The sequence below is a fragment of the Streptomyces sp. Sge12 genome (genome assembly GCF_002080455.1).
Classification (GTDB): domain Bacteria; phylum Actinomycetota; class Actinomycetes; order Streptomycetales; family Streptomycetaceae; genus Streptomyces.
The window spans coordinates 5,205,718-5,226,032 of sequence record NZ_CP020555.1 but is presented as its reverse complement, the minus strand read 5'-3'; the positions used below and the strand labels follow the sequence as shown (position 1 = coordinate 5,226,032).

Annotated in this window: 17 protein-coding genes, 2 tRNA genes and 1 pseudogene; 5 read left to right on the top strand and 15 right to left on the bottom strand. The window is 70.5% G+C overall.

The window, feature by feature from the left end; genetic code table 11:
- Positions 1-82: 82 nt before the first annotated feature.
- Positions 83-1,231: a sensor histidine kinase gene (locus B6R96_RS23360; protein ID WP_081525214.1), complete on the bottom strand. Its 1,149-nt coding sequence runs from the start codon at positions 1,229-1,231 to the stop codon at positions 83-85.
- Positions 1,232-1,471: 240 nt separating this feature from the next.
- A complete protein-coding gene (locus B6R96_RS23355) occupies positions 1,472-4,093 on the bottom strand; it encodes a valine--tRNA ligase (protein WP_053704113.1) in 2,622 nt (873 codons plus the stop codon).
- Positions 4,094-4,220: 127 nt separating this feature from the next.
- Here B6R96_RS23355 and B6R96_RS23350 point away from each other — a divergent pair, with 127 nt between their 5' ends.
- The gene (locus B6R96_RS23350) at positions 4,221-5,159 is read left to right on the top strand and encodes a hypothetical protein (RefSeq protein WP_081523555.1); all 939 of its coding nucleotides are present in this window, start codon (positions 4,221-4,223) and stop codon (positions 5,157-5,159) included.
- Between the two features lie 76 nt (positions 5,160-5,235).
- Here the strand turns inward: B6R96_RS23350 and clpX are convergent, their stop codons facing one another.
- The 5 genes from clpX to B6R96_RS23325 all read right to left on the bottom strand — a co-directional run bounded on the left by clpX (position 5,236) and on the right by B6R96_RS23325 (position 9,930).
- Positions 5,236-6,522: an ATP-dependent Clp protease ATP-binding subunit ClpX gene (gene clpX, locus B6R96_RS23345; protein ID WP_030026955.1), complete on the bottom strand. Its 1,287-nt coding sequence runs from the start codon at positions 6,520-6,522 to the stop codon at positions 5,236-5,238.
- Between the two features lie 153 nt (positions 6,523-6,675).
- Positions 6,676-7,350 carry an ATP-dependent Clp protease proteolytic subunit gene (locus B6R96_RS23340; protein WP_030384694.1) on the bottom strand — a complete coding sequence of 225 codons (675 nt, stop codon included), beginning with the start codon at positions 7,348-7,350 and terminating at the stop codon, positions 6,676-6,678.
- Between the two features lie 55 nt (positions 7,351-7,405).
- The gene (locus tag B6R96_RS23335) at positions 7,406-8,023 is read right to left on the bottom strand and encodes an ATP-dependent Clp protease proteolytic subunit (protein WP_030649990.1); all 618 of its coding nucleotides are present in this window, start codon (positions 8,021-8,023) and stop codon (positions 7,406-7,408) included.
- A gap of 277 nt (positions 8,024-8,300) precedes the next feature.
- Complete coding sequence (gene tig / locus B6R96_RS23330) at positions 8,301-9,689, bottom strand: trigger factor (RefSeq protein WP_053171650.1); 1,389 nt, start codon at positions 9,687-9,689, stop codon at positions 8,301-8,303.
- A 164-nt stretch (positions 9,690-9,853) separates the two neighbouring features.
- A tRNA-Pro gene (locus B6R96_RS23325) sits at positions 9,854-9,930 on the bottom strand.
- A 192-nt stretch (positions 9,931-10,122) separates the two neighbouring features.
- On the opposite strand from B6R96_RS23325, the gene B6R96_RS23320 reads away from it, so the two are divergent.
- Positions 10,123-10,196 (top strand) — tRNA-Gly (locus B6R96_RS23320).
- A 794-nt stretch (positions 10,197-10,990) separates the two neighbouring features.
- Here the strand turns inward: B6R96_RS23320 and B6R96_RS23310 are convergent.
- From B6R96_RS23310 to B6R96_RS37565, 4 genes are all read right to left on the bottom strand, one after another.
- Positions 10,991-11,185 carry a membrane protein gene (locus B6R96_RS23310; RefSeq protein ID WP_030008564.1) on the bottom strand — a complete coding sequence of 65 codons (195 nt, stop codon included), beginning with the start codon at positions 11,183-11,185 and terminating at the stop codon, positions 10,991-10,993.
- Positions 11,186-11,361: 176 nt separating this feature from the next.
- Positions 11,362-11,817 (bottom strand): HD domain-containing protein, encoded by a 456-nt coding sequence (locus tag B6R96_RS23305; protein WP_053704106.1) that lies wholly within the window; start codon positions 11,815-11,817, stop codon positions 11,362-11,364.
- Positions 11,814-13,202: a pyridoxal phosphate-dependent decarboxylase family protein gene (locus tag B6R96_RS23300; protein ID WP_081525213.1), complete on the bottom strand. Its 1,389-nt coding sequence runs from the start codon at positions 13,200-13,202 to the stop codon at positions 11,814-11,816. Before B6R96_RS23300 ends, B6R96_RS23305 begins: the two co-directional genes overlap by 4 nt.
- A 75-nt stretch (positions 13,203-13,277) precedes the next feature.
- The gene (locus B6R96_RS37565) at positions 13,278-13,592 is read right to left on the bottom strand and encodes a hypothetical protein (RefSeq protein WP_162498482.1); all 315 of its coding nucleotides are present in this window, start codon (positions 13,590-13,592) and stop codon (positions 13,278-13,280) included.
- Between B6R96_RS37565 and B6R96_RS36935 the strand changes: the two genes are divergently transcribed.
- On the top strand, positions 13,570-13,947 hold the full coding sequence (locus B6R96_RS36935; protein WP_237291498.1) for a DUF4232 domain-containing protein: 378 nt from the start codon (positions 13,570-13,572) through the stop codon (positions 13,945-13,947). The two genes, B6R96_RS37565 and B6R96_RS36935, sit on opposite strands and share 23 nt — an antisense overlap.
- A gap of 121 nt (positions 13,948-14,068) precedes the next feature.
- Here the strand turns inward: B6R96_RS36935 and B6R96_RS23290 are convergent, their stop codons facing one another.
- Positions 14,069-15,211 (bottom strand): PP2C family protein-serine/threonine phosphatase, encoded by a 1,143-nt coding sequence (locus B6R96_RS23290; RefSeq protein WP_030384700.1) that lies wholly within the window; start codon positions 15,209-15,211, stop codon positions 14,069-14,071.
- A 117-nt stretch (positions 15,212-15,328) separates the two neighbouring features.
- On the opposite strand from B6R96_RS23290, the pseudogene B6R96_RS23285 reads away from it, so the two are divergent.
- A pseudogene (locus B6R96_RS23285) lies at positions 15,329-16,565 on the top strand (GNAT family N-acetyltransferase).
- Between the two features lie 19 nt (positions 16,566-16,584).
- Here the strand turns inward: B6R96_RS23285 and B6R96_RS23280 are convergent.
- Complete coding sequence (locus B6R96_RS23280) at positions 16,585-17,391, bottom strand: Fpg/Nei family DNA glycosylase (protein WP_081523552.1); 807 nt, start codon at positions 17,389-17,391, stop codon at positions 16,585-16,587.
- 76 nt (positions 17,392-17,467) lie between these two features.
- Entirely contained in the window at positions 17,468-17,953 is a 486-nt protein-coding gene (locus B6R96_RS23275) for a ribose-5-phosphate isomerase (RefSeq protein WP_030384703.1), read from the bottom strand.
- 219 nt (positions 17,954-18,172) lie between these two features.
- On the opposite strand from B6R96_RS23275, the gene B6R96_RS23270 reads away from it, so the two are divergent.
- Positions 18,173-19,606 (top strand): amino acid permease, encoded by a 1,434-nt coding sequence (locus tag B6R96_RS23270; protein ID WP_081523551.1) that lies wholly within the window; start codon positions 18,173-18,175, stop codon positions 19,604-19,606.
- A 74-nt stretch (positions 19,607-19,680) separates the two neighbouring features.
- Here the strand turns inward: B6R96_RS23270 and B6R96_RS23265 are convergent, their stop codons facing one another.
- Entirely contained in the window at positions 19,681-20,265 is a 585-nt protein-coding gene (locus tag B6R96_RS23265; RefSeq protein WP_053704099.1) for a biotin transporter BioY, read from the bottom strand.
- Positions 20,266-20,315: the final 50 nt, after the last annotated feature.

The following is a 20,315-nucleotide window of genomic DNA, read 5'->3' as shown; positions in this document are numbered from 1 at the left end:
GGCCTGGCCCGGCCTTGCCGCTCGGGCCGGTGGGCCGTTCGGGTGACGGGCCACCGGGACGGGCCGGCGCCTGGCCGGCAGGTCAGCCGCGCGGGAGCGTCGCCACGACCTCGTACCTGTCCCGCGTGCGCGTCGCCGTGAGGGTCCCGCCCAGGCTGCGGACGCGCTCGGACATGCTCGCCGTGCCCGAGCCCGCCGAGACGGGGGCCCGGCCCGGGGTCCGGGCCGGCAGCGCATTGCCGACGGCGATCCGCAGCCGCGGGCCGTCCGCCGTGATCGACACGTCGATGGTCTCGCCGTGCGCGTGCTTGGCCGCGTTGGTCAGGCACTCCTGAACCACCCGGTAGACCGCCGCCTGCCGCAGCGGTGACAGCCCGAGCGCCTCCTCGTCCATGTTGAGCCGGACGGGCGAGCCGGCCCGCCCGCTCTCCTGCGCGAGCGCCGCGAGCCCGTCCACGCCCGGGGTCGAGGCCCGCTCCCCGCGCTGCACGATGATCTCGTTGAGCACCAGATGGGCCCGGCGCGCGGTGTCGGCCAGCTCCTCGAAGTCCGGCCCGTACGCCGTCTCGCGCGCCCGCATCGAGAGCACCTCGGAGCGGACCGTGAGCAGCGTCAGCTCCCGCCCGACGAAGTCGTGCACGTCACGGGCGACGGAGGTGCGCTCCTGCTGGACCGCCTGGAGCACGGCCGACTCGGCCCGCCGCGCGGTCAGCTCCCCCACCAGGTCGTGCCGGTAGGCCGCGATGCCCACCGCCGAGGCGAGCACCCCGATCGGCACGATCACACTGAGGAAGCCACTGAGCGTCTCCCCCCGGGGCGCGGGCCAGTCCGGCACGCAGAACATCACCAGCGCGAAGGCGACGTACCCGAGCGTGGCGAGGATCCCGGCCCGGCGCCCGCGGTAGCGGCCCACCGAGTACAGGGCGAACTGGATCAGGGTCAGCTCGTGCAGCCACCCGATGAACAGCAGCGCGGCCAGGTACGAGACCCAGGGCTGCCGGCGGCGCACCAGCAGGGTCGCGCAGCCCAGGGCCAGGACGACGGCGGCGGTGGGACCGGTCAGCGAGTTGTCGGCGGCGGCGAGGCCCGGCAGGTCCAGGGCCATCAGGCCCAGGCAGCCCAGCGCGGTGAGCACGTCCAGGGCCCGGGGCGACCCGGCCCAGCTCTCGGCGAGCCGGCGGCCGGAGGCCACCAGCCGGTCGAAGGCCGGGAGGGCGGGCTTGACGCGCATGCACTCCATCATCCGTGGTCAGCGCCCCGCTTCGAATCGCCCCAGAACGAAAAACAGCGTGATTTCGGGCACTTCGGACAGGCCTAAGAGACAGGCCCAAGAGAAGGGTCCAAGGTCCCGCGCCCGCCCGGCCGCTGTGACGCCGGGGCCTGCGCGGGGAAGGCATACGGGGAAGGCCCCCACGTCGACCGACGGCGTGGGGGCCTTCACCTGTGCGTACCTACGGGGTCCTGCCGGGTGCTACGCGGCCGGCAGGCCGTCCAGCTGCGCCCGGAGCCGGGCGATGTCCGCCTCGGCCTTGGCCAGCCGGCCCTTGATCTTGTCCACGACGTTGTCGGGGGCCTTGGCCAGGAACGCCTCGTTGCCCAGCTTCGCCTCGGCCTGCGCCTTCTCCTTCTCGGCGGCGCCGAGGTCCTTGGTCAGGCGCTTGCGCTCGGCCTCGACGTCGATGGTGCCCGACAGGTCGAGAGCGACCGTGGCTCCGGCGACCGGGAGGGTCGCGGAGGCGCTGAAGGCGTCGCCCTCCGGCTGGAGGCGCAGCACCTGGCGGATGGCCGCCTCGTGCGCGCCGAGCGCCGTACCGGACAGGTCGAGGCGGGCCGGCACCTTCTGCTTGTCGTCGAGGCCCTGCTCCTTGCGGAAGCGGCGGACCTCACGGACGAGGTTCTGGACGTTGCCGATCTCCGTCTCGGCGGCCTCGTCGCGGAAGCCGCTGTCCTTCGGCCAGTCGGCGATGACGAGGGACTCGCCGCCGGTCAGCGTGGTCCACAGCGTCTCGGTGACGAAGGGGACGACCGGGTGCAGCAGCCGCAGCATGACGTCGATGACCTCGCCGAGGACGCGGCCGGAGACCTGGGCCTGCTCGCCGCCCGCGAAGAACGTCGTCTTCGACAGCTCGACGTACCAGTCGAAGACCTCGTCCCACGCGAAGTGGTAGAGCGCCTCGCTGAGCTTCGAGAACTGGAAGTCCTCGTAGTACGCGTCGACCTGCGCGACCGTCTTGTTCAGCCGGGACAGGATCCAGCGGTCGGTGGCCGACAGCTGCTCGACCGGCGGCAGCTCGCCCTCGATCGTGGCGCCGTTCATCAGCGCGAAGCGCGTGGCGTTCCAGATCTTGTTGGCGAACTTGCTGGACGCCTGGACCCAGTCCTCGCCGATCGGGACGTCGGTGCCGGGGTTGGCGCCCTTGGCCAGGGTGAAGCGGACGGCGTCGGAGCCGTACTTGTCCATCCAGTCCAGCGGGTCGACGACGTTGCCGAAGGACTTCGACATCTTCTTGCCGCGCTCGTCGCGGACCAGGCCGGTCAGCGCGATCGTCTTGAAGGGGACCTCGCCGTCCATGGCGTACAGGCCGAACATCATCATCCGGGCGACCCAGAAGAAGATGATGTCGTGGCCGGTGACCAGGACGTCGGTGGAGTAGAACTTCGCCAGGTCCGGGGTCTTCTCCGGCCAGCCGAGCGTGGAGAACGGCCACAGGCCGGAGGAGAACCAGGTGTCGAGGACGTCGGTGTCCTGGGTCCAGCCCTCGCCCGTCGGCGCCTCGTCGTCGGGGCCGAGGCAGACGACCTCGCCGTCCGGGCCGTACCAGACCGGGATGCGGTGGCCCCACCACAGCTGACGCGAGATGCACCAGTCGTTGAGGTTGTCGACCCAGTCGAAGTAGCGCTTCTCCATCTCCTGCGGGTGGATCGCGACACGGCCGTCGCGGACCGCATCACCGGCGGCCTTGGCGAGGGTCTCGACCTTGACCCACCACTGGAGGGACAGGCGGGGCTCGACGGTGGTGCTGCAGCGCGAGCAGTGGCCGACGGAGTGCAGGTACGGACGCTTCTCCGCGACGATGCGACCCTGCTCGCGCAGGGCACCGACGACCGCGGAACGGGCCTCGAAGCGGTCCTGGCCGAGGAAGGGACCGTGGACGGTGATGACACCGTGCTCGTCCATGATCGTCATGTTGGGCAGGTTGTGCCGCTGCCCGATGGCGAAGTCGTTCGGGTCGTGGGCGGGCGTCACCTTGACGCAGCCGGTACCGAACTCGGGGTCGACGTGGGTGTCCGCGACGACCGGGATGGAGCGGTCGGTGAGCGGCAGCTTGATGAGCTTGCCGACGAGGTGCTTGTAGCGCTCGTCGTCCGGGTGGACGGCGATGGCCGTGTCACCGAGCATCGTCTCGGCGCGGGTCGTGGCGACGACCAGGGTGTCCTCGCCCTCGCCGTACTTGATGGAGACGAGCTCGCCCGCGTCCTCCTGGTACTCCACCTCGATGTCGGAGATGGCCGTCAGACAGCGGGGGCACCAGTTGATGATGCGCTCGGCCCGGTAGATCAGGCCGTCGTCGAAGAGCTTCTTGAAGATGGTCTGGACGGCCTTGGACAGGCCCTCGTCCATGGTGAAGCGCTCACGGGACCAGTCGACGCCGTCGCCGAGGCGGCGCATCTGGCCGAGGATCTTGCCGCCGTACTCTTCCTTCCACTGCCAGACCCGCTCGACGAACTCCTCGCGGCCCAGGTCGTGGCGGGACTTGCCCTCCTCGGCGAGCTGCTGCTCGACCTTGTTCTGGGTGGCGATACCGGCGTGGTCCATGCCGGGCAGCCACAGCGACTCGTAGCCCTGCATCCGCTTGCGGCGGGTGAGGGCGTCCATGAGCGTGTGCTGGAAGGCGTGGCCCAGGTGCAGGGAGCCGGTGACGTTCGGCGGCGGGATGACGATCGTGTACGGGGGCTTCTCGCTCGCCGGGTCGGCCGTGAAGTAGCCACGCTCTACCCAGCTCTCGTAGAGCTTCCCCTCTACGGCCGCCGGGGCGTACGCGGTCGGCAGTTCGGAGTCGGGGCTGCTGGGTGTCTGCGTGTTCTCGGTCACGGGGCACAGTTTAGAGCGGTAACAGTCCAGTCATGAAACCGGTATTCCCGGGGCCCGGCTCCCTGTCCGCGCCGGGCTTCCGTCAGGATGTGAGAAACGGATAAGCAACCTCATTGGGGGACGCGGGATGAGCTACAACCAGCCAGGGCCCTACGGGCAGCAGCCTCAGCAGCCGGGACCGTACGGGCAGCAGCCCCCGCCGCCGCCGGGTCCGTACGGCCAGACCGCCCCCCAGCCCAACCCCTACGGCGGCCAGCCCGCGGCCCCGCAGCCGGGCTACGGATACCCGCAGCAGCCGGGCGTCCCCCCGCAGGGCTACCCGCAGCAGCCGCCGACGCCGGCCTACGGCTACCCGCAGCAGCAGGCCCCGTACGGCGGCCAGCCCCCGAAGAAGTCCAAGGCCGGCGTGATCATCGCCGCGGTCGTCGCGGTCGCGGTGATCGCGGGCGGCGGCTGGTACCTCCTGGGCGGCGGCGCGGGCGGCGCCATCTCCGCGGACACCAAGGGCTACAAGCTGGTGGCCCCGGAGTCGGTGGTCGACTTCAAGAAGGACCCGAAGTACAAGGACAAGCCCTTCAGCGACGAGGACAAGAAGGAAGCCGAGGCGGCGGGCGTCAAGAACCCCACCCAGGTGGGCATGAACTACATCGCCGGCGACCCGAAGAACCCGCTGACGGCCAAGGGCCTCAACTTCTCGGGCGTGTACGGCGAGGTCGCCGACCCGGAGAAGGCGGTGGACGGCTACTTCGCCATGGCCAAGGCCGAGGCCGCCAAGGACGGCAAGTCCGATGTGCAGCTCGTCGGCAGCCCCAAGACGATGTCCCCGGCCGACTTCAAGGGCGCCGTGATGAAGTGCCAGGACATCAAGTTCACTTCGAAGGACACGAGCACCAAGGGGCCCAAGGAGGCCACGCTGCCCTTCTGCGTCTGGGGTGACTACAGCACCCTGAGCATGGTCAGCGCCTCGGACGTGGCGTCCATCCTGGCCGGCAAGCCCGGATACACCCAGGAGCAGGCCGCCGAGCTCGCCGCGAAGCTCTACAACACCGCCCGCGTCAAGAAGTAACCCCGCGCGCGGCACACGCAGAAGGGGCGCCCCCGGTGGGGGCGCCCCTTCTGCGTGCTGCTCTACGGCCGGGCGGTCAGGCCGACTTCTCGTGCGGGCCCTGGTCCTTCGGGACGATGCGCGGGACCAGCGTCGGGTTGACGTTGGAGCGGACCACGTCCGCGGTGATGACCACGCGGGCCACGTCCTTGCGGGACGGGACCTCGTACATCACCGACATCAGGACCTCTTCCATGATGGCGCGCAGGCCGCGCGCGCCCGTCTGGCGGAGGATGGCCTGGTCCGCGATGGCCTCCAGCGCCTCGCGCTCGAAGTCCAGCTCCACGCCGTCGAGTTCGAACAGCCGCTGGTACTGCTTCACCAGCGCGTTGCGCGGCTCGATGAGGATCTGGAGCAGGGCCTCGCGGTCCAGGTTGTGCACGGAGGTCAGCACGGGGAGGCGGCCGATGAACTCGGGGATCATCCCGAACTTCACCAGGTCCTCCGGCATGACCTCCTGGAACTGGTCGCTGGCCTCGATCTCGCGCTTCGAGCGGATCGTCGCCCCGAAGCCGATGCCCTTGGCGCCCGCACGCGACTCGATGATCTTCTCCAGGCCGGCGAAGGCGCCGCCCACGATGAAGAGCACGTTCGTCGTGTCGATCTGGATGAACTCCTGGTGCGGGTGCTTGCGGCCGCCCTGCGGCGGTACGGAGGCGGTGGTGCCCTCCAGGATCTTCAGCAGGGCCTGCTGCACGCCCTCGCCGCTGACGTCGCGCGTGATCGACGGGTTCTCGCTCTTGCGGGCCACCTTGTCGATCTCGTCGATGTAGATGATCCCGGTCTCGGCCTTCTTGACGTCGTAGTCGGCGGCCTGGATCAGCTTCAGGAGGATGTTCTCGACGTCCTCACCGACGTACCCGGCCTCCGTCAGCGCCGTCGCGTCGGCGATGGCGAACGGGACGTTCAGCATGCGGGCGAGGGTCTGCGCGAGCAGCGTCTTGCCCGAGCCCGTGGGGCCCAGCAGCAGGATGTTGGACTTCGCGAGCTCGATCGCGTCGTCGCGGCCCTGCGCGCCGCCGTTCTCGCCGGCCTGAACCCGCTTGTAGTGGTTGTAGACCGCTACCGAGAGCGCCTTCTTCGCCGGCTCCTGGCCGACGACGTAGCTCTCCAGGAACTCGTAGATCTCACGGGGCTTGGGGAGTTCCTCCCACCGGACCTCGGAGGTCTCCGCGAGTTCCTCTTCGATGATCTCGTTGCAGAGGTCGATGCACTCGTCGCAGATGTACACACCGGGTCCTGCGATGAGCTTCTTCACCTGCTTCTGGCTCTTTCCGCAGAACGAGCACTTGAGCAGATCGCCGCCGTCACCGATGCGTGCCACGAGGTGCTTCCCCTTCGCCTGGGAGACGCCTGGTTCAGCGCTCCTGGTGCCTCATATCCGACGGTACCTTGCCGGGGGCCCCGTGCGGGGCCCCCTTGACGTGGTTCACATCGCCCAATCCGGGGACGTGCTCACGCCAACTGGTGGCAAGGATCAGGCCTTGCTGCTCTTACGGGTCGAGATGATCTGGTCGATCAGCCCGTAAGCGAGCGCGTCCTCGGCCGTGAGGATCTTGTCGCGCTCGATGTCGTCGCGGATCTTCTCGATCGGCGTCGTCGAGTGCTTGGCCAGCATGGTCTCCAGCTGGTCACGCATGCGCAGGATCTCGTTGGCCGCGATCTCCAGGTCGGAGAGCTGCTCGCGGCCGGTGCCACCGGAGGGCTGGTGGATCAGCACGCGGGCGTTCGGCAGGGCCATGCGCTTGCCGGGGGTGCCGGCGGCGAGCAGGACCGCGGCGGCGGAGGCCGCCTGGCCCATGCAGACCGTCTGGATGTCCGGCTTCACGAACTGCATCGTGTCGTAGATCGCCGTCAGCGCGGTGAAGGAGCCACCGGGGCTGTTGATGTAGATGGAGATGTCGCGGTCCGGGTCCATCGACTCCAGGCACAGCAGCTGCGCCATGACGTCGTTGGCGGACGCGTCGTCGATCTGCACGCCGAGGAAGATCACGCGCTCCTCGAAGAGCTTCGCGTACGGGTCGTACTCGCGCACGCCCTGCGAGGTGCGCTCGACGAAGCGCGGGATGACGTAGCGGTTGTCCACCTGCGGGCCGGTGTAGAGGCCGTTGGCGCTGGCGGAGAAGTTGTTCTGCATCTGGGTGTTCACCATCCTGGTGGCGTTCTGCGGGCTGTCGGCTGCTGGGTACTGACGGTGGGTCCCGGGATCAGGCCCCGGTGCCGCCGCCGCCCGGAACGTTGGAGGCTGCCGAGATGATCTCGTCGATGAGGCCGTACTCCTTGGCCTCCTCGGAGGTGAACCAGCGGTCGCGGTCACCGTCGCGGATGATCGCCTCGACGGTCTGGCCCGAGTGGAACGCCGTGATCTCGGCCATCCGCTGCTTGGTGCGCAGCAGGTACTGGGCCTGGATCTTGATGTCCGACGCGGTGCCACCGATGCCGGCGGAGCCCTGGTGCATCAGGATGTCGGTGTTCGGCAGGGCGAAGCGCTTGCCCTTGGCGCCACCGGTGAGCAGGAACTGGCCCATCGAGGCCGCCATGCCCATACCGATGGTGACGACGTCGTTCGGGATGTACTGCATGGTGTCGTAGACGGCCATGCCGGCCGTCACGGAGCCACCGGGGCTGTTGATGTAGAGGTAGATGTCCTTCTCCGGCTCGGCGGCCAGGAGCAGGAGCTGCGCGGTGATCTTGTTGGCGATGTCGTCGTCGACCTGCTGGCCGAGGAAGATGATGCGCTCGCCGAGCAGCCGGTTGTAGACATGGTCGCCGAGGCCGCCACCGATGGACGGCTCACCCGCGGCGTAAGGCTTCAGATTCGTCACGTATCCACCTGCTCGTCTCCGACGGCCATGTGCCGTCTCAGCGTCTCGTTCAGGGGCCCGTGTCCGGCCGGAGCGGACGAGTCCGCCGGCGCCCGGGTACTCACGTGCCCTCGTATTCATGGACCCTAACGCGCAGGTAGGACAACGCCATCCCGCTTCCCGAACTGTTCGCTCGGAGCGCAAGGTCCGGGGGCCTTACGGGGACCGTGCAGAAGGGCCCGGACGCGACGGCGTCCGGGCCCTTCCAGGCACTGCTCAGCGGGCTTCGCCCGAGGTGTTACTTGGCCTCGTCGGCCTTGACCTCGTCGTCGCCCTCGACGGCGGCCGGGGCGGACTCGGCGGCCTGCTCCTCGTCCTCGTCGGACAGGTCCACGACCTCACCGTTGGTGTCGACGACCTTGGCGGCCTCGACGACGACCGCGAGGGCCTTGCCGCGGGCGACCTCGCCGACCAGCATCGGGACCTGGCCACCCTCGACGACGGCCTGGGCGAACTGGTCGGGGGACATGCCGGAGGAAGCGGCGCGGCGCATGAGGTGCTCGGTGAGCTCCTCCTGGTCGACGCCCAGCTTCTCCTTGTTGACCAGCGCGTCGAGGACGAACTGGGTCTTGATGCCCTTGATGGCCTGCTCGGAGGTCTCGGCGTCGAACTCCTCGACCGTCTTGCCCTGGAACTCCAGGTACTTCTCGATGGTCAGACCCATCTGGCCGAGCTGGTGGTGCTCCAGGTTGTGCTTGCGGGTCTGGACCTCGTCCGCGAGGAGCTTCTCGGGGATCGGGACCTCGACGAGCTCCAGCAGCTTCTCCAGGACGCGCTCCTGGGCCTGCGTGGCCTGGTCGTACTGCTTCATGTTCTCGAGGCGCTTGCGGCTGTCGGCCTTGAGGTCCTCGAGGGTGTCGAACTCGCTCGCCATCTGCGCGAACTCGTCGTCCAGCTCCGGGAGCTCCTTGGCGGAGACCTTGGTGACCTTGACGGTGACCTCGGCGTCCTTGCCCTCGGCGGAGCCGCCCTTCAGCTGGGAGGTGAAGGTGGCCTCGCCACCGGCCTCCAGGCCGGTCACGGCCTCGTCGATGCCCTCGAGGAGCTCGCCCGAGCCGATGGTGTAGGAGACGTCGGAGGCGACGCCGTCGGGCAGCACCTCGCCGTCGACCTTGGCCTCGAGGTCGATGGTGACGACGTCACCCTCGGCGGCGGCGCGCTCGACGTCCTGGGTGGACGCGAAGCGGCCGCGCAGCTGCTCGACGGACTTCTCGACGTCCTCGTCGGAGACCTCGATGGCGTCGACCTCGACCTCGATGCCGGAGTAGTCCGGGATCTCGATCTCGGGGCGGACGTCCACCTCGGCGGTGAAGGCGAGGACCTCGCCGTCCTTCAGCTCGGTGATGTCCACCTCGGGCTGGCCCAGCGGGTTCAGGTCGGCCTCGTTGACCGCCTCGGTGTAGAACTTCGGGAGGGCGTCGTTGACGGCCTCCTCCAGCACCGCACCGCGGCCGAAGCGCTGGTCGATGACGCGGGCCGGGATCTTGCCCTTGCGGAAGCCCTTCACCGTGACCTGCTGGTTGATCTTCTTGTACGCCGCGTCGAGGCTGTCCTTGAGCTCCTCGAAGGGCACCTCAACAGTGAGCCGAACCCGAGTCGGGTTCAGGGTCTCCACGGCGCTCTTCACGGTTCGGTCTCCTTGTGGCTGACTTCTGGGGGATCTGCCGTCTCGCTGCGATTCAGCGGTTCAGCGGACTTCGGCCCGGTACATCAGACACACGGGCACGCAGCTTGCATAGTAGCCGCAAGCGGCAATCAGCCCACAACGCGATCTTGTGGAGACACTGCTGTTGGTCGGGGTGGCCGGATTCGAACCGACGACCTTCCGCTCCCAAAGCGGACGCGCTACCAAGCTGCGCCACACCCCGTCGGTGCGACACGTAGGGTACATGCCCGGAGACACTCTGATGCGCGGGGTTTCCCGAGGTATTTCTGCGCGGGGTTTCCCGAGGTATTTCGGGGAGGTCTCCGCGACGGCGCCGAATGTGGTGTGCGCCCACCGGGAGCGACCCGCTAGGATGCTGTCCGTGCCGAGGTCCCCGGACCGGGGCGCGCGCGTTGCGGGTGTAGCTCAATGGTAGAGCACTAGTCTTCCAAACTAGCTACGCGGGTTCGATTCCCGTCACCCGCTCCAGAGCACAAAGGGCCAGGTCAGAGGACGTTTCCTCAACCTGGCCCTTCGTCGTTCCCGGGCTTCCGATCAGCTCCGCGTGCCCCCTGCGCGCCCCTCGCGCTGTGGATCTTCCTTCGTGCGCTTGGTGCCCTTTCGGCCCTAGGTCCTGCTTGATGGCCATGACTTCCTCGACCGGGATGCGGATGGGCTTGCAGTGCTGGGCGTCGCACGAGCGGGGATACGTGCCGTCCATGAGTGACACGCCGCTGAGGACGACCCAGCCGTCGTCGTCGATCTCCGTCCTTGCTCATGGCCCTCAACCTGCCACACGCGGGTGGACGAAGGCTCCGGAGATTGGAGCAGCATCCGTCATCTCCCCAGAGCTGGGGCCAGGTTGATCGTTGGGAAGGGGGGTGGAGTCGGAGCTGCACGAGGACGCGGAGCCCGCAGGCTCGGCGCACTCTTCTGAGCCACCCCCCATGGCCGCGTCGTACCGTCGTGCGGTGCCAGGCCGGCCCAACGTCGGGAAGGCTAGTCCGGGGCACTGACAGCGGGCCGTGTCCCCCGCGTGCCCGAGCGGGAGGGCGTTCTGTGGGGAGCTTCCGAACCAGTTACGCGGGTTCGATTACCGTCACCCGCTCCAGAGCACAAAGGGCCATGCCGGAGCAGACTTCCTCAACCTGGCCCTTCAGTACGGCGGGGGAGCCGTCGTGCTGGCCCGTGAGGTCTACCGGGGCCGCACCGAGCCCGTCACCGACTGGCGGGCGCGACTGCCGCAGCGGGGTCGGGGGCGTGTCGGCGTGTGAGGCGTGGGGTCAGAGTTTGATGTTCGCGATCATCGTCGCGAGTGAGTTCAGGAAGCGGTTCACGTCGTCCGCGATCGAGCTGGACGCGAGGAAGAAGCCGAAGAGCGCCGCGACGATGGCGGGGCCCGTCTTGATGTGGTTGCCGCGGATCAGCACCACCAGGATGACCGCCAACAGAACCACCACTGACAGCGAAATGGCCACTACTGATCACACCTTCGGTCGTCCCCTGGTCGGCCCGGGGGGTACGGCCTGGCACACCCCCACATGGACCATCCTCCCACCAACGGGCCCCGGCTATACGCCCCGTGACGAATAGGCCTGGTTCCGTTTCCGCCAACCACATGTGCGACAGGAATATTTCGGGCGCGGGGCACCGGTCACGGGGTGGTGAGGCCGAGGAGGGAACGGATATTCGCATACTTTGCGGACAGCCTCTCGCGCGTGGCGTCGTCCAGCACGGAGAGGCGGACGGGGTCCGCGTTGTGCGCGAGGTCGGCCTCCTTGACCAGCAGGGCGCCCGGGGTGGCCAGGATGCGGGCCGCGTACTGCTCGACCGCCTCGCCGGGGCGCTTGGTGACCGCGAGGACCATGTCCTTCACCGTCTGCGGGAGGGCCGCCGCGTCCAGCCAGGTGAGGCTGAGGGCCTCGTCCTCGATGGCGTCGTGGAGCCAGGCCGCAGCCTGCTGTTCGGGGCTGCCGCCGCGCAGCCGGACGCCCTCGGCCACGGCCGCGAGGTGTTCGGCGTACGGCCGGCCGGCCTTGTCCGTCTGGCCCTCGTGCGCGCTGCGGGCGAGGGACTCGACCTCGATGAGGGTCAGGGGGCTGTTCGTCATGCGATCTCCCTTGCCGCTGCGCCGAGTGCCTGCGCTGCCCGGCGTACATCGTCGTGTGTGGTACGCCAGTTGGAGAACGCCGCGCGCAGCCCGGCGGTTCCCCCGTACACGGTCGGAGTGACGAACACCTCGGCGGCCACCGCCTCCCGCAGGGCGGCGACGCGTTCCGGGGTGGGGGCCTGGGCGAGGGTGAAGCAGACGACGTTGAGGCGGACCGGGGCGAGGAGGGTGAGGGCGGGGTCGGCCGCCAGGGCGGTGCCCAGGGCGCGGGCGCAGGCGATGTCGCGTTCGACGATCTCCCGGTGGCCCTGGCGGCCGTACGCGCGGAGTGTGAACCAGGCGGCGAGGGCGCGCAGCCGGTGGGAGTTCTCCGGGGTGAGGTGGACGAGGTCGGGGTGGTCGCCGAGCGGGCCGAGGTAGGCGGCGGAGTTCTGGAAGACGCGGGCCTGGAGGTCGCGGCGGCGGGTGAACTGGACGGCGCTGTCGTAGGGGACGTTGAGCCATTTGTGCAGGTCGATGCAGAGGGAGTCGGAGGCGTCGAGGCCGTCGGCGAGGTGTGCGTGCTCCGGGGAGAGGGCGGCGAAGGCGCCGAACGCGGCGTCGGTGTGGAGCCAGAAGTCGTGGCGTTCGCGCAGGGCCGCGATCGCCCGGAGGTCGTCGAAGTCGACGGTGTTGACGGTGCCCGCGTTGGCGACGACCACGGCCGGTCCGGGGGTGTCGGCCAGTGCCCGTTCCAGGGCGGCGGGGTCGACGGCCTCGCGGCCGGGCAGGGTGGGGACGTTGACGAGGGAGTTGCGGCCGAGGCCGAGGACCGAGAGGGCCTTGGCGATCGAGGAGTGCGGGGCGCCGGAGAGCACGCGGACCGGGCCGAGGGCGGCCGCGCCGTCCTCGGCCGGGCGGACGCCGAGGCGTTCGCCGAGCCATTCGCGGGCGATGGCCAGGCCGGTGGTGTTGGACATGGTGGCGCCGGAGACGAAGGTGCCGGAGTGCGCGGCGGAGAGCCCGAAGAGCTCGCGGAGCCAGCCGACGGTCTCGCGTTCGAGGTCCTGGCCGCCGCCGTCGAGCGCGGAGTTGGAGTTCTGGTCGTGGGCGGCGGTGAGCCAGTCCCCGGCGAGGGCGGCGGGGGTGGCGCCTCCCGTGACGAAGCCGAGGTAGCGGGGTCCGGCGGAGGCCGACAGCCGCGGCTCCCAGCGGTCGCGGAAGGCGGCGAGGGCGGCTTCCGTGCCGGTCGCGTGCTCCGGGAGGGGCTCGGGGGCGTGCGGCTCCCCGGCGGGCGGCACGACGGGACGCGCCGCCAGGGTGGCGAGCGCTTCGGCGGCTGCGGAGCGCGTGGCGTCGAGGAGTTCGGGAAGCCGGGCGAGGTCGGCGGCGAGCGTGCGGTCCATGGGGGCACGGTAGGCGCGGCCGGGGCCGAGGGGGCGGGCCAATCGGCGGGGATTGGCCCGTGTGGCGCCGTAGGCTCACCGGATGATCGCGAAGCAGCGGACGAGGCGGCGGACGAAGCGGCGGACGGGTCGATGGATACCGGCGCTGGTCACGGCGGGGGCTCTGGCGGGGGCGACGGCGGGGGTGTCCGGGTGCTCGACACCGCCGGCGCCGAGGGCGGCGGCCGGGCCGGCCGCGGTGACGGTGACCGCGAGGCCGGCGCCCACCGGGAGCGCCCCCGCGGCTCCGCCGGCCTCGGCGGAGCCGTGCCCCGAGGGCGGGGCGCGGCTCGTGGAGATGGACGGGGACGCGGCGATGGGGCTGCGGGTGGCGAACCTCCAGCTGGTCAACTGCGGTACGCAGCAATACGTACTGGAGGGCTACCCGCAGCTGTCGCTGCGCGACGGCCGCAACGATCCGGTGCAGGTCGTGGTGGAGCACGGGTCGGCGGGGATCACCACGGGGACGGCGAACCTGGACGAGGCCCCGCAGCGGGTGACGCTGGATCCGGGGCGGGCGGCCTACTTCGGGATCGTGTGGCGCAACCTCGTCACCGACTCGTCGGTGGCGGCCACCACGGCGCCGGTCGTGGAGGTCGAGCCCCGGCCCGGCGCCCCCCGGCTGTGGCTGCGGCTCAGGGCGCCGGTGGACCTCGGGAACACCGGGAAGCTGGGGCTCGGGCCGTGGAAGCCGCTGGTGCGCTGAGACGCGGACGTCAGCGAGGCCCGGCGCAGGAACCGGTGCCCGTGCCCGGCGGGCGGATCACGGTGGGGCCGTGGCCGTGGGGCCGCGCGGCGGGCCGGGGGTGGGGACGGCCCCACCCCGGTCAGGCGGAGCGGCGGATGAGGAGGAGGGCGCGGTCGTCGTTGACGTCCTTGGCGACCTTTTCGATCAGGTGCCAGGCGGCGCCGTCCCAGCCGGCGGCCACGTAGCGGTCGGCCTCGCCGGTGAGGCGGTCGATGCCTTCGCTGATCTCGCGGTCGGAGGTCTCGACCAGGCCGTCGGTGAAGAGCATCAGGACGTCGCCGGGGCGCAGGTTGCCGCGGGCGGGGGTGAATTCGGCTCCGTCGTAGACGCCGAGGAGCGGCCCCTCGCCGGTCTTCTCCTGCCAGCGGCCGGTGCCGGCGCAGAGCTGGAGGGCGGGGAGGTGGCCGGCCGAAAGGAGTTCGTAGTCGCCGGTCTCCAGGTCCAGGACGAGGTGGATGGAGGTGGCGAAGCCCTCGTCCCAGTCCTGGCGGAGCAGGTAGCCGTTGGCGGCGGGCAGGAAGCCGTGAGCGGGCAGGGCGCCCAGCAGTCCGCCGAAGGCGCCGGACAGGAGCAGGGCGCGGGAGCCGGCCTCCATGCCCTTGCCGGACACGTCGGTCAGCACGATCTCCAGGGTCCGGCCGCCGTTGGTGCGGGCCGCGACGACGAAGTCGCCGGAGAAGGACTGGCCGCCGGCCGGGCGCAGGGCCATCTCGCGGTGCCAGCCGCGCGGCAGGGCGGGCAGCTTGCTCTGGACGCGGATGCGTTCGCGCAGGTCGAAGAGCATGGTGCCGCCGCGTCTCCAGGGCACGCCGACGCGGCTGCGGAACTGGGCGATGACCAGCCCGAAGAATCCGCAGGCGGCGACCACCAGCACGGTGCCGGGGGTGACGCGCGCCGGGCCCTGGGTGTAGGGGCCGAGGACGAGGGCCTCGACGATCAGTGCGGTCGCGGAGGCGGCGTAGAGGGCGAGGAGGCTGGCGGGGCGCAGCAGCAGCCCGCCGGCCACGATCGGCAGGACGAGCGCCGACGGCGAGAACCAGACGGGCAGCATCAGCGTGCCGCAGGCGATGGCGGGCACGGTGAACAGCAGTCCGCCGAAGGCGAGCCAGTCGGAGGCGTCGCCGCGGAAGTAGTCGACGGCTGATTTGCGCAGGGCGGTGCGACCCCGGTGCGACAGCATGCGCATCCGGGCCATGAGGGATTCCACGCGTGCTCCGGCCATTGCTTCGGGACCTTATCCATCCTGGCTGTGGATGCGCAGGGGTACCCCCGGACCGGGGGGCGGGAGCGGCCCGAAAACAGATCGACTGGGGCGGATTGCCCTGATAGGCATGGCCGTATGGCTCTTGAGATGCGTGTATTGCAGGCGGATGAGTGGGATGTCTGGTACGACCATCTGGAACTGGCGTTCGGTGGCGTGCCCGAGTCCCCCGAGGAGCGGGAGCTCTACAAATCGCTGACCGAGGTCGACCGTTCGCTCGGCGTCTGGGACGGTGACGCGTGCGTGGGCTCGGCCGGCGCCTTCACCTTCCGGTTGTCCGTGCCGGGCGGGGCGGTCGTCCCGGCGGCCGGCGTCACGATGGTGGGGGTCTCCCCCACCCACCGGCGGCGCGGGGTGCTCACCTCCCTGATGCGCCGCCAGCTCGACGACATCCGGGCGGGTGGCGAACCGCTCGCCGTGCTGACGGCCTCGGATCCGGCGATCTACGGGCGCTTCGGCTACGGCCCGGCCAGCTACGCCCTGGCGGTGGAGGTCGACACGACCCGCGTACGGCTGTCCGTGCCGCCGGGGACGGACGCGATACGGCTGCGCCTCGTGGACCCGCAGCGGGCGCTGGCGGACTGCGAGCGGGTCTACGCGGCGCTGGTCCCCACCCGGCCGGGCATGCCGGCCCGGCAGCCGGGCTGGGAGCAGCAGTCGCTGCTGGACGCGCCGGCGATGCGCGGCGGCGGGTCACCGCTGAAGTGCGTGGTCGCCGAGCGGGAGGACGGCGAGGTGGTCGGCTACGCCCGCTACCGGGTCAAGCCCGACTGGGACCTGACGGGTTCGGAGGGCAGGGTCGAGGTGAGCGATCTCGACGCGCTGGACCCGGCGGCGTGCGCGGCCCTGTGGCGCTTCCTGTTCTCGATCGACCTGACCTGGACGGTACGGGCGACGCGGCGCCCGGTGGACGACCCGCTGCTGCACCTGGTGAGCGACATCCGGCGGTCGCGGACGCGGACGCGGGACTCGCTGCACGTACGGCTGGTGGACCTGGCGGCGGCGCTGGAGGCGCGGACGTACGGGGCTCAGGTGGACGTGGTCCTGGCGGTCCGGGACCCGTTCGGCCCGTGGAACGAGGGGCGGTGGCGGCTGGTGGCGGACGGCAAGGGCGTGGCCCGCTGCACCCGGACCGAGGAGGAGGCGGACCTGGAGCTGTCGGTCCGGGAGCTGGGGTCGGCGTACCTGGGGCGGGATCACCCTCACCTCGCTGGGCGCGGCCGGCCTGGTGCGGGAGCTGCGCCCGGGCGCACTGGCGGAGACCTCGCGGGCCTTCGCCGGGGACGTGGCGCCCTGGCTGCCGCACGGCTTCTGAGCCCGGGCCGGGCCGTGCCTCAGGGGGCCTGGCAGCCGGGGCACCAGAAGAGGTTGCGGGCGGCGAGGTCGGCGGTGCGGATCTCGCTCCCGCAGATGTGGCACGGCATGGCCGCCCGCCGGTAGACGTAGACCTCGCCGCCGTGGTCGTCGACGCGCGGCGGCCGGCCCATCGCCTCGGGCAGGTGCTCGTCGCGGACGGTGTCGATGCGGTTGTTGCGCACGCCCTCGCGCATCAGGGCGGCGAGGTCGAGCCACATCGCGTCCCACTCGCCGCGCGTGAGGTCCTTGCCCGGGCGGTACGGGTCGATGCCGTGCCGGAAGAGGACCTCGGCGCGGTAGACGTTGCCGACGCCCGCGATCACCTTCTGGTCCATGAGCAGGGCGGCGACGGTGGTGCGGGAGCGGGAGATCCGCTTCCAGGCCCGGTCGGGGTCGTCGGCGGGGCGCAGCGGGTCCGGGCCGAGCCGGTCGTGTATCGCCTTCTTCTCGCCCTCGCCGATCAGGGCGCAGGCGGTGGGGCCGCGCAGGTCGGCGTAGTGGTCCTCGTTCAGCAGGCGCAGCCGGACGGTGTCCGTGGCGGGCGGGGCCGGGGCGGGGCCGAAGCCGAGCTTGCCGAACAGGCCGAGGTGGATGTGGATCCAGGCGTCGCCGAGTTCCAGGAAGAGGTGCTTGCCGTGCGCCTCGGCGCCGTCGAGCTCGCGTCCGTCGAGTACGGCCGCGCTCTGCTCGAAGCGGCCCTGGGGGCTGCTGACGCGGACCACCCGGCCTGCGAACCGCTCGGCGTGGTCCTGGGCGAGGCGGTGGATCGTATGCCCCTCGGGCACGGCGGAGCTCCTCGGAAAACGGAAAGAGAAACCGGCCGCACCGGCCCCGGGGGGCGGCACGGCCGGAAGGGGGGGGTCAGCCCTGCGGGTGGTGGGCCGGGATCGGGGGGAGCTCGCCGGTGGTCTCGTAGGCGGAGAGCATCTCGATGCGGCGGGTGTGGCGCTCCTCGTCGGAGTACGGGGTCGCGAGGAAGGCCTCGATGAAGCTGACGGCCTCGTCCTGCGTGTGCATGCGGCCGCCGACGGAGATGACGTTGGCGTTGTTGTGCTCACGGCCGAGCTGGGCGGTCTGGACGCTCCAGGCCAGGATGGCGCGGACGCCCTTGACCTTGTTCGCGGCGATCTGCTCTCCGTTGCCGGAGCCGCCGATCACGATGCCGAGGCTGCCGGCGTCGGCGGCGGTCTTCTCCGCGGCGCGGAGGCAGAACGGCGGGTAGTCGTCCACCGCGTCGTAGATGTGGGGCCCACAGTCGACGGGCTCGTGGCCGTTGTTCTTGAGCCAGTCCACCAGGTGGTTCTTGAGCTCAAAGCCGGCATGGTCGGATCCGAGGTACACGCGCATGAAACGAGTGTGGCACGAGGAGGCCCGGCAGCCCGCAGCGGGTGTCGCGTAAGTCACTTCTAAAGCTCAAGTAAACCCAAAGAACGCAGATGGGACACGGGAGGACCCCGGTCCTGGACGTTCGCCCTAAGGCAACGATCCGGATTGAGGTCTTCCGTCCTGCGTTCATCTCAGGTTTGAATGCCGGGGCTCGCAACCCGAGAACCTAAGGATCCGTCCATGAGCTCCACGACGACCCTCCAGAAGGAAGGCGACCCCACCGGGAATCCCGGTGAAGGCCAGCCCTCCGACGGTCTGAAGGCCGGTCTCAAGAACCGCCACCTGTCCATGATCGCCATCGGCGGCGTCATCGGCGCCGGTCTCTTCGTCGGCTCCGGTGGCGGTATCGCCAAGGCCGGTCCCGCCATCCTGATCTCTTACGCGCTGGTCGGCGCGATGGTCGTCTTCGTGATGCGGATGCTCGGCGAGATGGCTGCCGCGAGCCCGAACTCGGGCTCCTTCTCGGCCTACGCCGATCGCGCGCTCGGCCGCTGGGCGGGCTTCTCCATCGGCTGGCTCTACTGGTTCTTCTGGGTCGTCGTCCTCGCCGTGGAGGCCACCGCCGGTGCCGCCATCCTGGAGGGCTGGATCCCGGCCGTCCCGCAGTGGGCCTGGGCGCTGATCGTGATGGCGGTGCTGACCGCCACCAACCTCGGCTCGGTCGCCTCCTACGGTGAGTTCGAGTTCTGGTTCGCGGGCATCAAGGTCGTCGCCATCGGCGCGTTCGTGATCGTCGGCATGCTGGCCGTCTTCGGCGTACTGCCGGGCTCGGACAACCCGGGCGCGGGCTTCGCGCACCTCACCGACGCCGGCGGGTTCTTCCCCAACGGCTACGGCGCGGTCCTCACCGGTGTGCTGATGGTCGTCTTCTCCTTCATGGGCAGCGAGATCGTCACCCTGGCGGCCGGCGAGTCGGAGAACCCCCGCAAGGCGGTCACCCGGGCCACCAACTCCGTCATCTGGCGGATCGGCGTCTTCTACCTGGGCTCGATCTTCATCGTGCTGACCCTGCTCCCGTGGAACGACAAGTCGATCACCGAGAAGGGCTCGTACGTCGCGGCCCTGGACTCGATCGGCATCGCGAACGCCGGCACGATCATGGAGGTCATCGTCCTGACCGCCGTGCTGTCCTGCCTGAACTCCGGCCTCTACACCGCCTCCCGCATGGCCTTCTCGCTCGGTGAGCGCGGTGACGCCCCCAAGGCGTTCGCCAAGGTCAACAAGAACGGTGTGCCGGTCGCCGCGATCCTGGGCTCCACGGTCTTCGGCTTCGTCGCCGTCTACTTCAACTACGCCTTCAAGGACACGGTCTTCAACTTCCTCCTCAACTCCTCGGGTGCCATCGCGCTCTTCGTCTGGCTGGTGATCTGCTTCACCCAGCTGAAGATGCGCGGGATCCTGGTCCGCGAGGCCCCGGAGAAGCTGACCGTGAAGATGTGGCTGTTCCCGTGGCTGACCTGGGCCACCGCCGCACTGATCATGTTCGTGATCGGCTACATGTTCGTGGACGACGCCAACCGCGAGGTCGTCACCCTGTCCACCCTGGTCGCCGGCCTGGTCGTGCTCGTCGGTGTGGTCCTGGACCTCCGCCGCAAGCGGGCCCTGCAGGGCTGATCGCACGTGCACGTACGCCGGAGCCCGGCCCGCCTTCGAAGGCGGGCCGGGCTCCGGTGCGTACGGGGGGCCGTTCAGCCGCGGCGGCCGACCAGCTTCCAGGCGGTCGGCAGGGCGCCCATGGCCAGTGCGGCCTTGAGGGCGTCGCCGATCAGGAAGGGGACCATGCCCGTCGCGAGAGCGGTGGTGAGGGACGCCCCGGTGACGGCCATCAGGTAGGGCACGCCCACCGCGTAGACCACGGCGGAGCCCACCGCCATCGAGCCGGCCGTACGCAGCACCGAGCGGTCGCCGCCGCGCCGCGCGAGGGCGCCGACGACGGTGGCGGCCAGCAGCATCCCGAGGACGTACCCGAAGGTGGCGCCGCCCGCGCCGGAGCCGCCGCCCGCGAACCACGGCACGCCGGCCATGCCCACCAGGGTGTAGACGGCGAGCGACAGGAAGCCGCGGCGGGCGCCGAGCGCGGTGCCCACCAGCAGCGCGGCGAAGGTCTGGCCGGTGATCGGCGCGGCCAGGCCGTCGACCTGGACGGATATCTGGGCGGCCAGCCCGGTGAGCGCGGCGCCGCCGACGACCAGCGCGGTGTCGCGGACGCGGCTCGCGGGCAGCAGGTCGGCGAGGACGGCGCCGGGCCGGAGGGAGACGGAGGCAGTGCTCATCGGGGAACTCCACGGGGTGGGGGTGGCAGGACGATCACCGACGCTAGTGC

Excerpts from the sequence above, each read along its gene's own strand:
- B6R96_RS23360 (WP_081525214.1), bottom strand. The coding sequence starts at position 1,231 with ATGCGCGTCAAGCCCGCCCTCCCGGCCTTCGACCGGCTGGTGGCCTCC.
- B6R96_RS23350 (WP_081523555.1), top strand. The coding sequence starts at position 4,221 with ATGAGCTACAACCAGCCAGGGCCCTACGGGCAGCAGCCTCAGCAGCCG.
- B6R96_RS23340 (WP_030384694.1), bottom strand. The coding sequence starts at position 7,350 with ATGGTGAACACCCAGATGCAGAACAACTTCTCCGCCAGCGCCAACGGC.
- B6R96_RS23305 (WP_053704106.1), bottom strand. The coding sequence starts at position 11,817 with ATGACGAACAGCCCCCTGACCCTCATCGAGGTCGAGTCCCTCGCCCGC.
- B6R96_RS23300 (WP_081525213.1), bottom strand. The coding sequence starts at position 13,202 with ATGGACCGCACGCTCGCCGCCGACCTCGCCCGGCTTCCCGAACTCCTC.
- B6R96_RS23290 (WP_030384700.1), bottom strand. The coding sequence starts at position 15,211 with ATGGCCGGAGCACGCGTGGAATCCCTCATGGCCCGGATGCGCATGCTG.
- B6R96_RS23275 (WP_030384703.1), bottom strand. The coding sequence starts at position 17,953 with ATGCGCGTGTACCTCGGATCCGACCATGCCGGCTTTGAGCTCAAGAAC.
- B6R96_RS23270 (WP_081523551.1), top strand. The coding sequence starts at position 18,173 with ATGAGCTCCACGACGACCCTCCAGAAGGAAGGCGACCCCACCGGGAAT.
- B6R96_RS23265 (WP_053704099.1), bottom strand. The coding sequence starts at position 20,265 with ATGAGCACTGCCTCCGTCTCCCTCCGGCCCGGCGCCGTCCTCGCCGAC.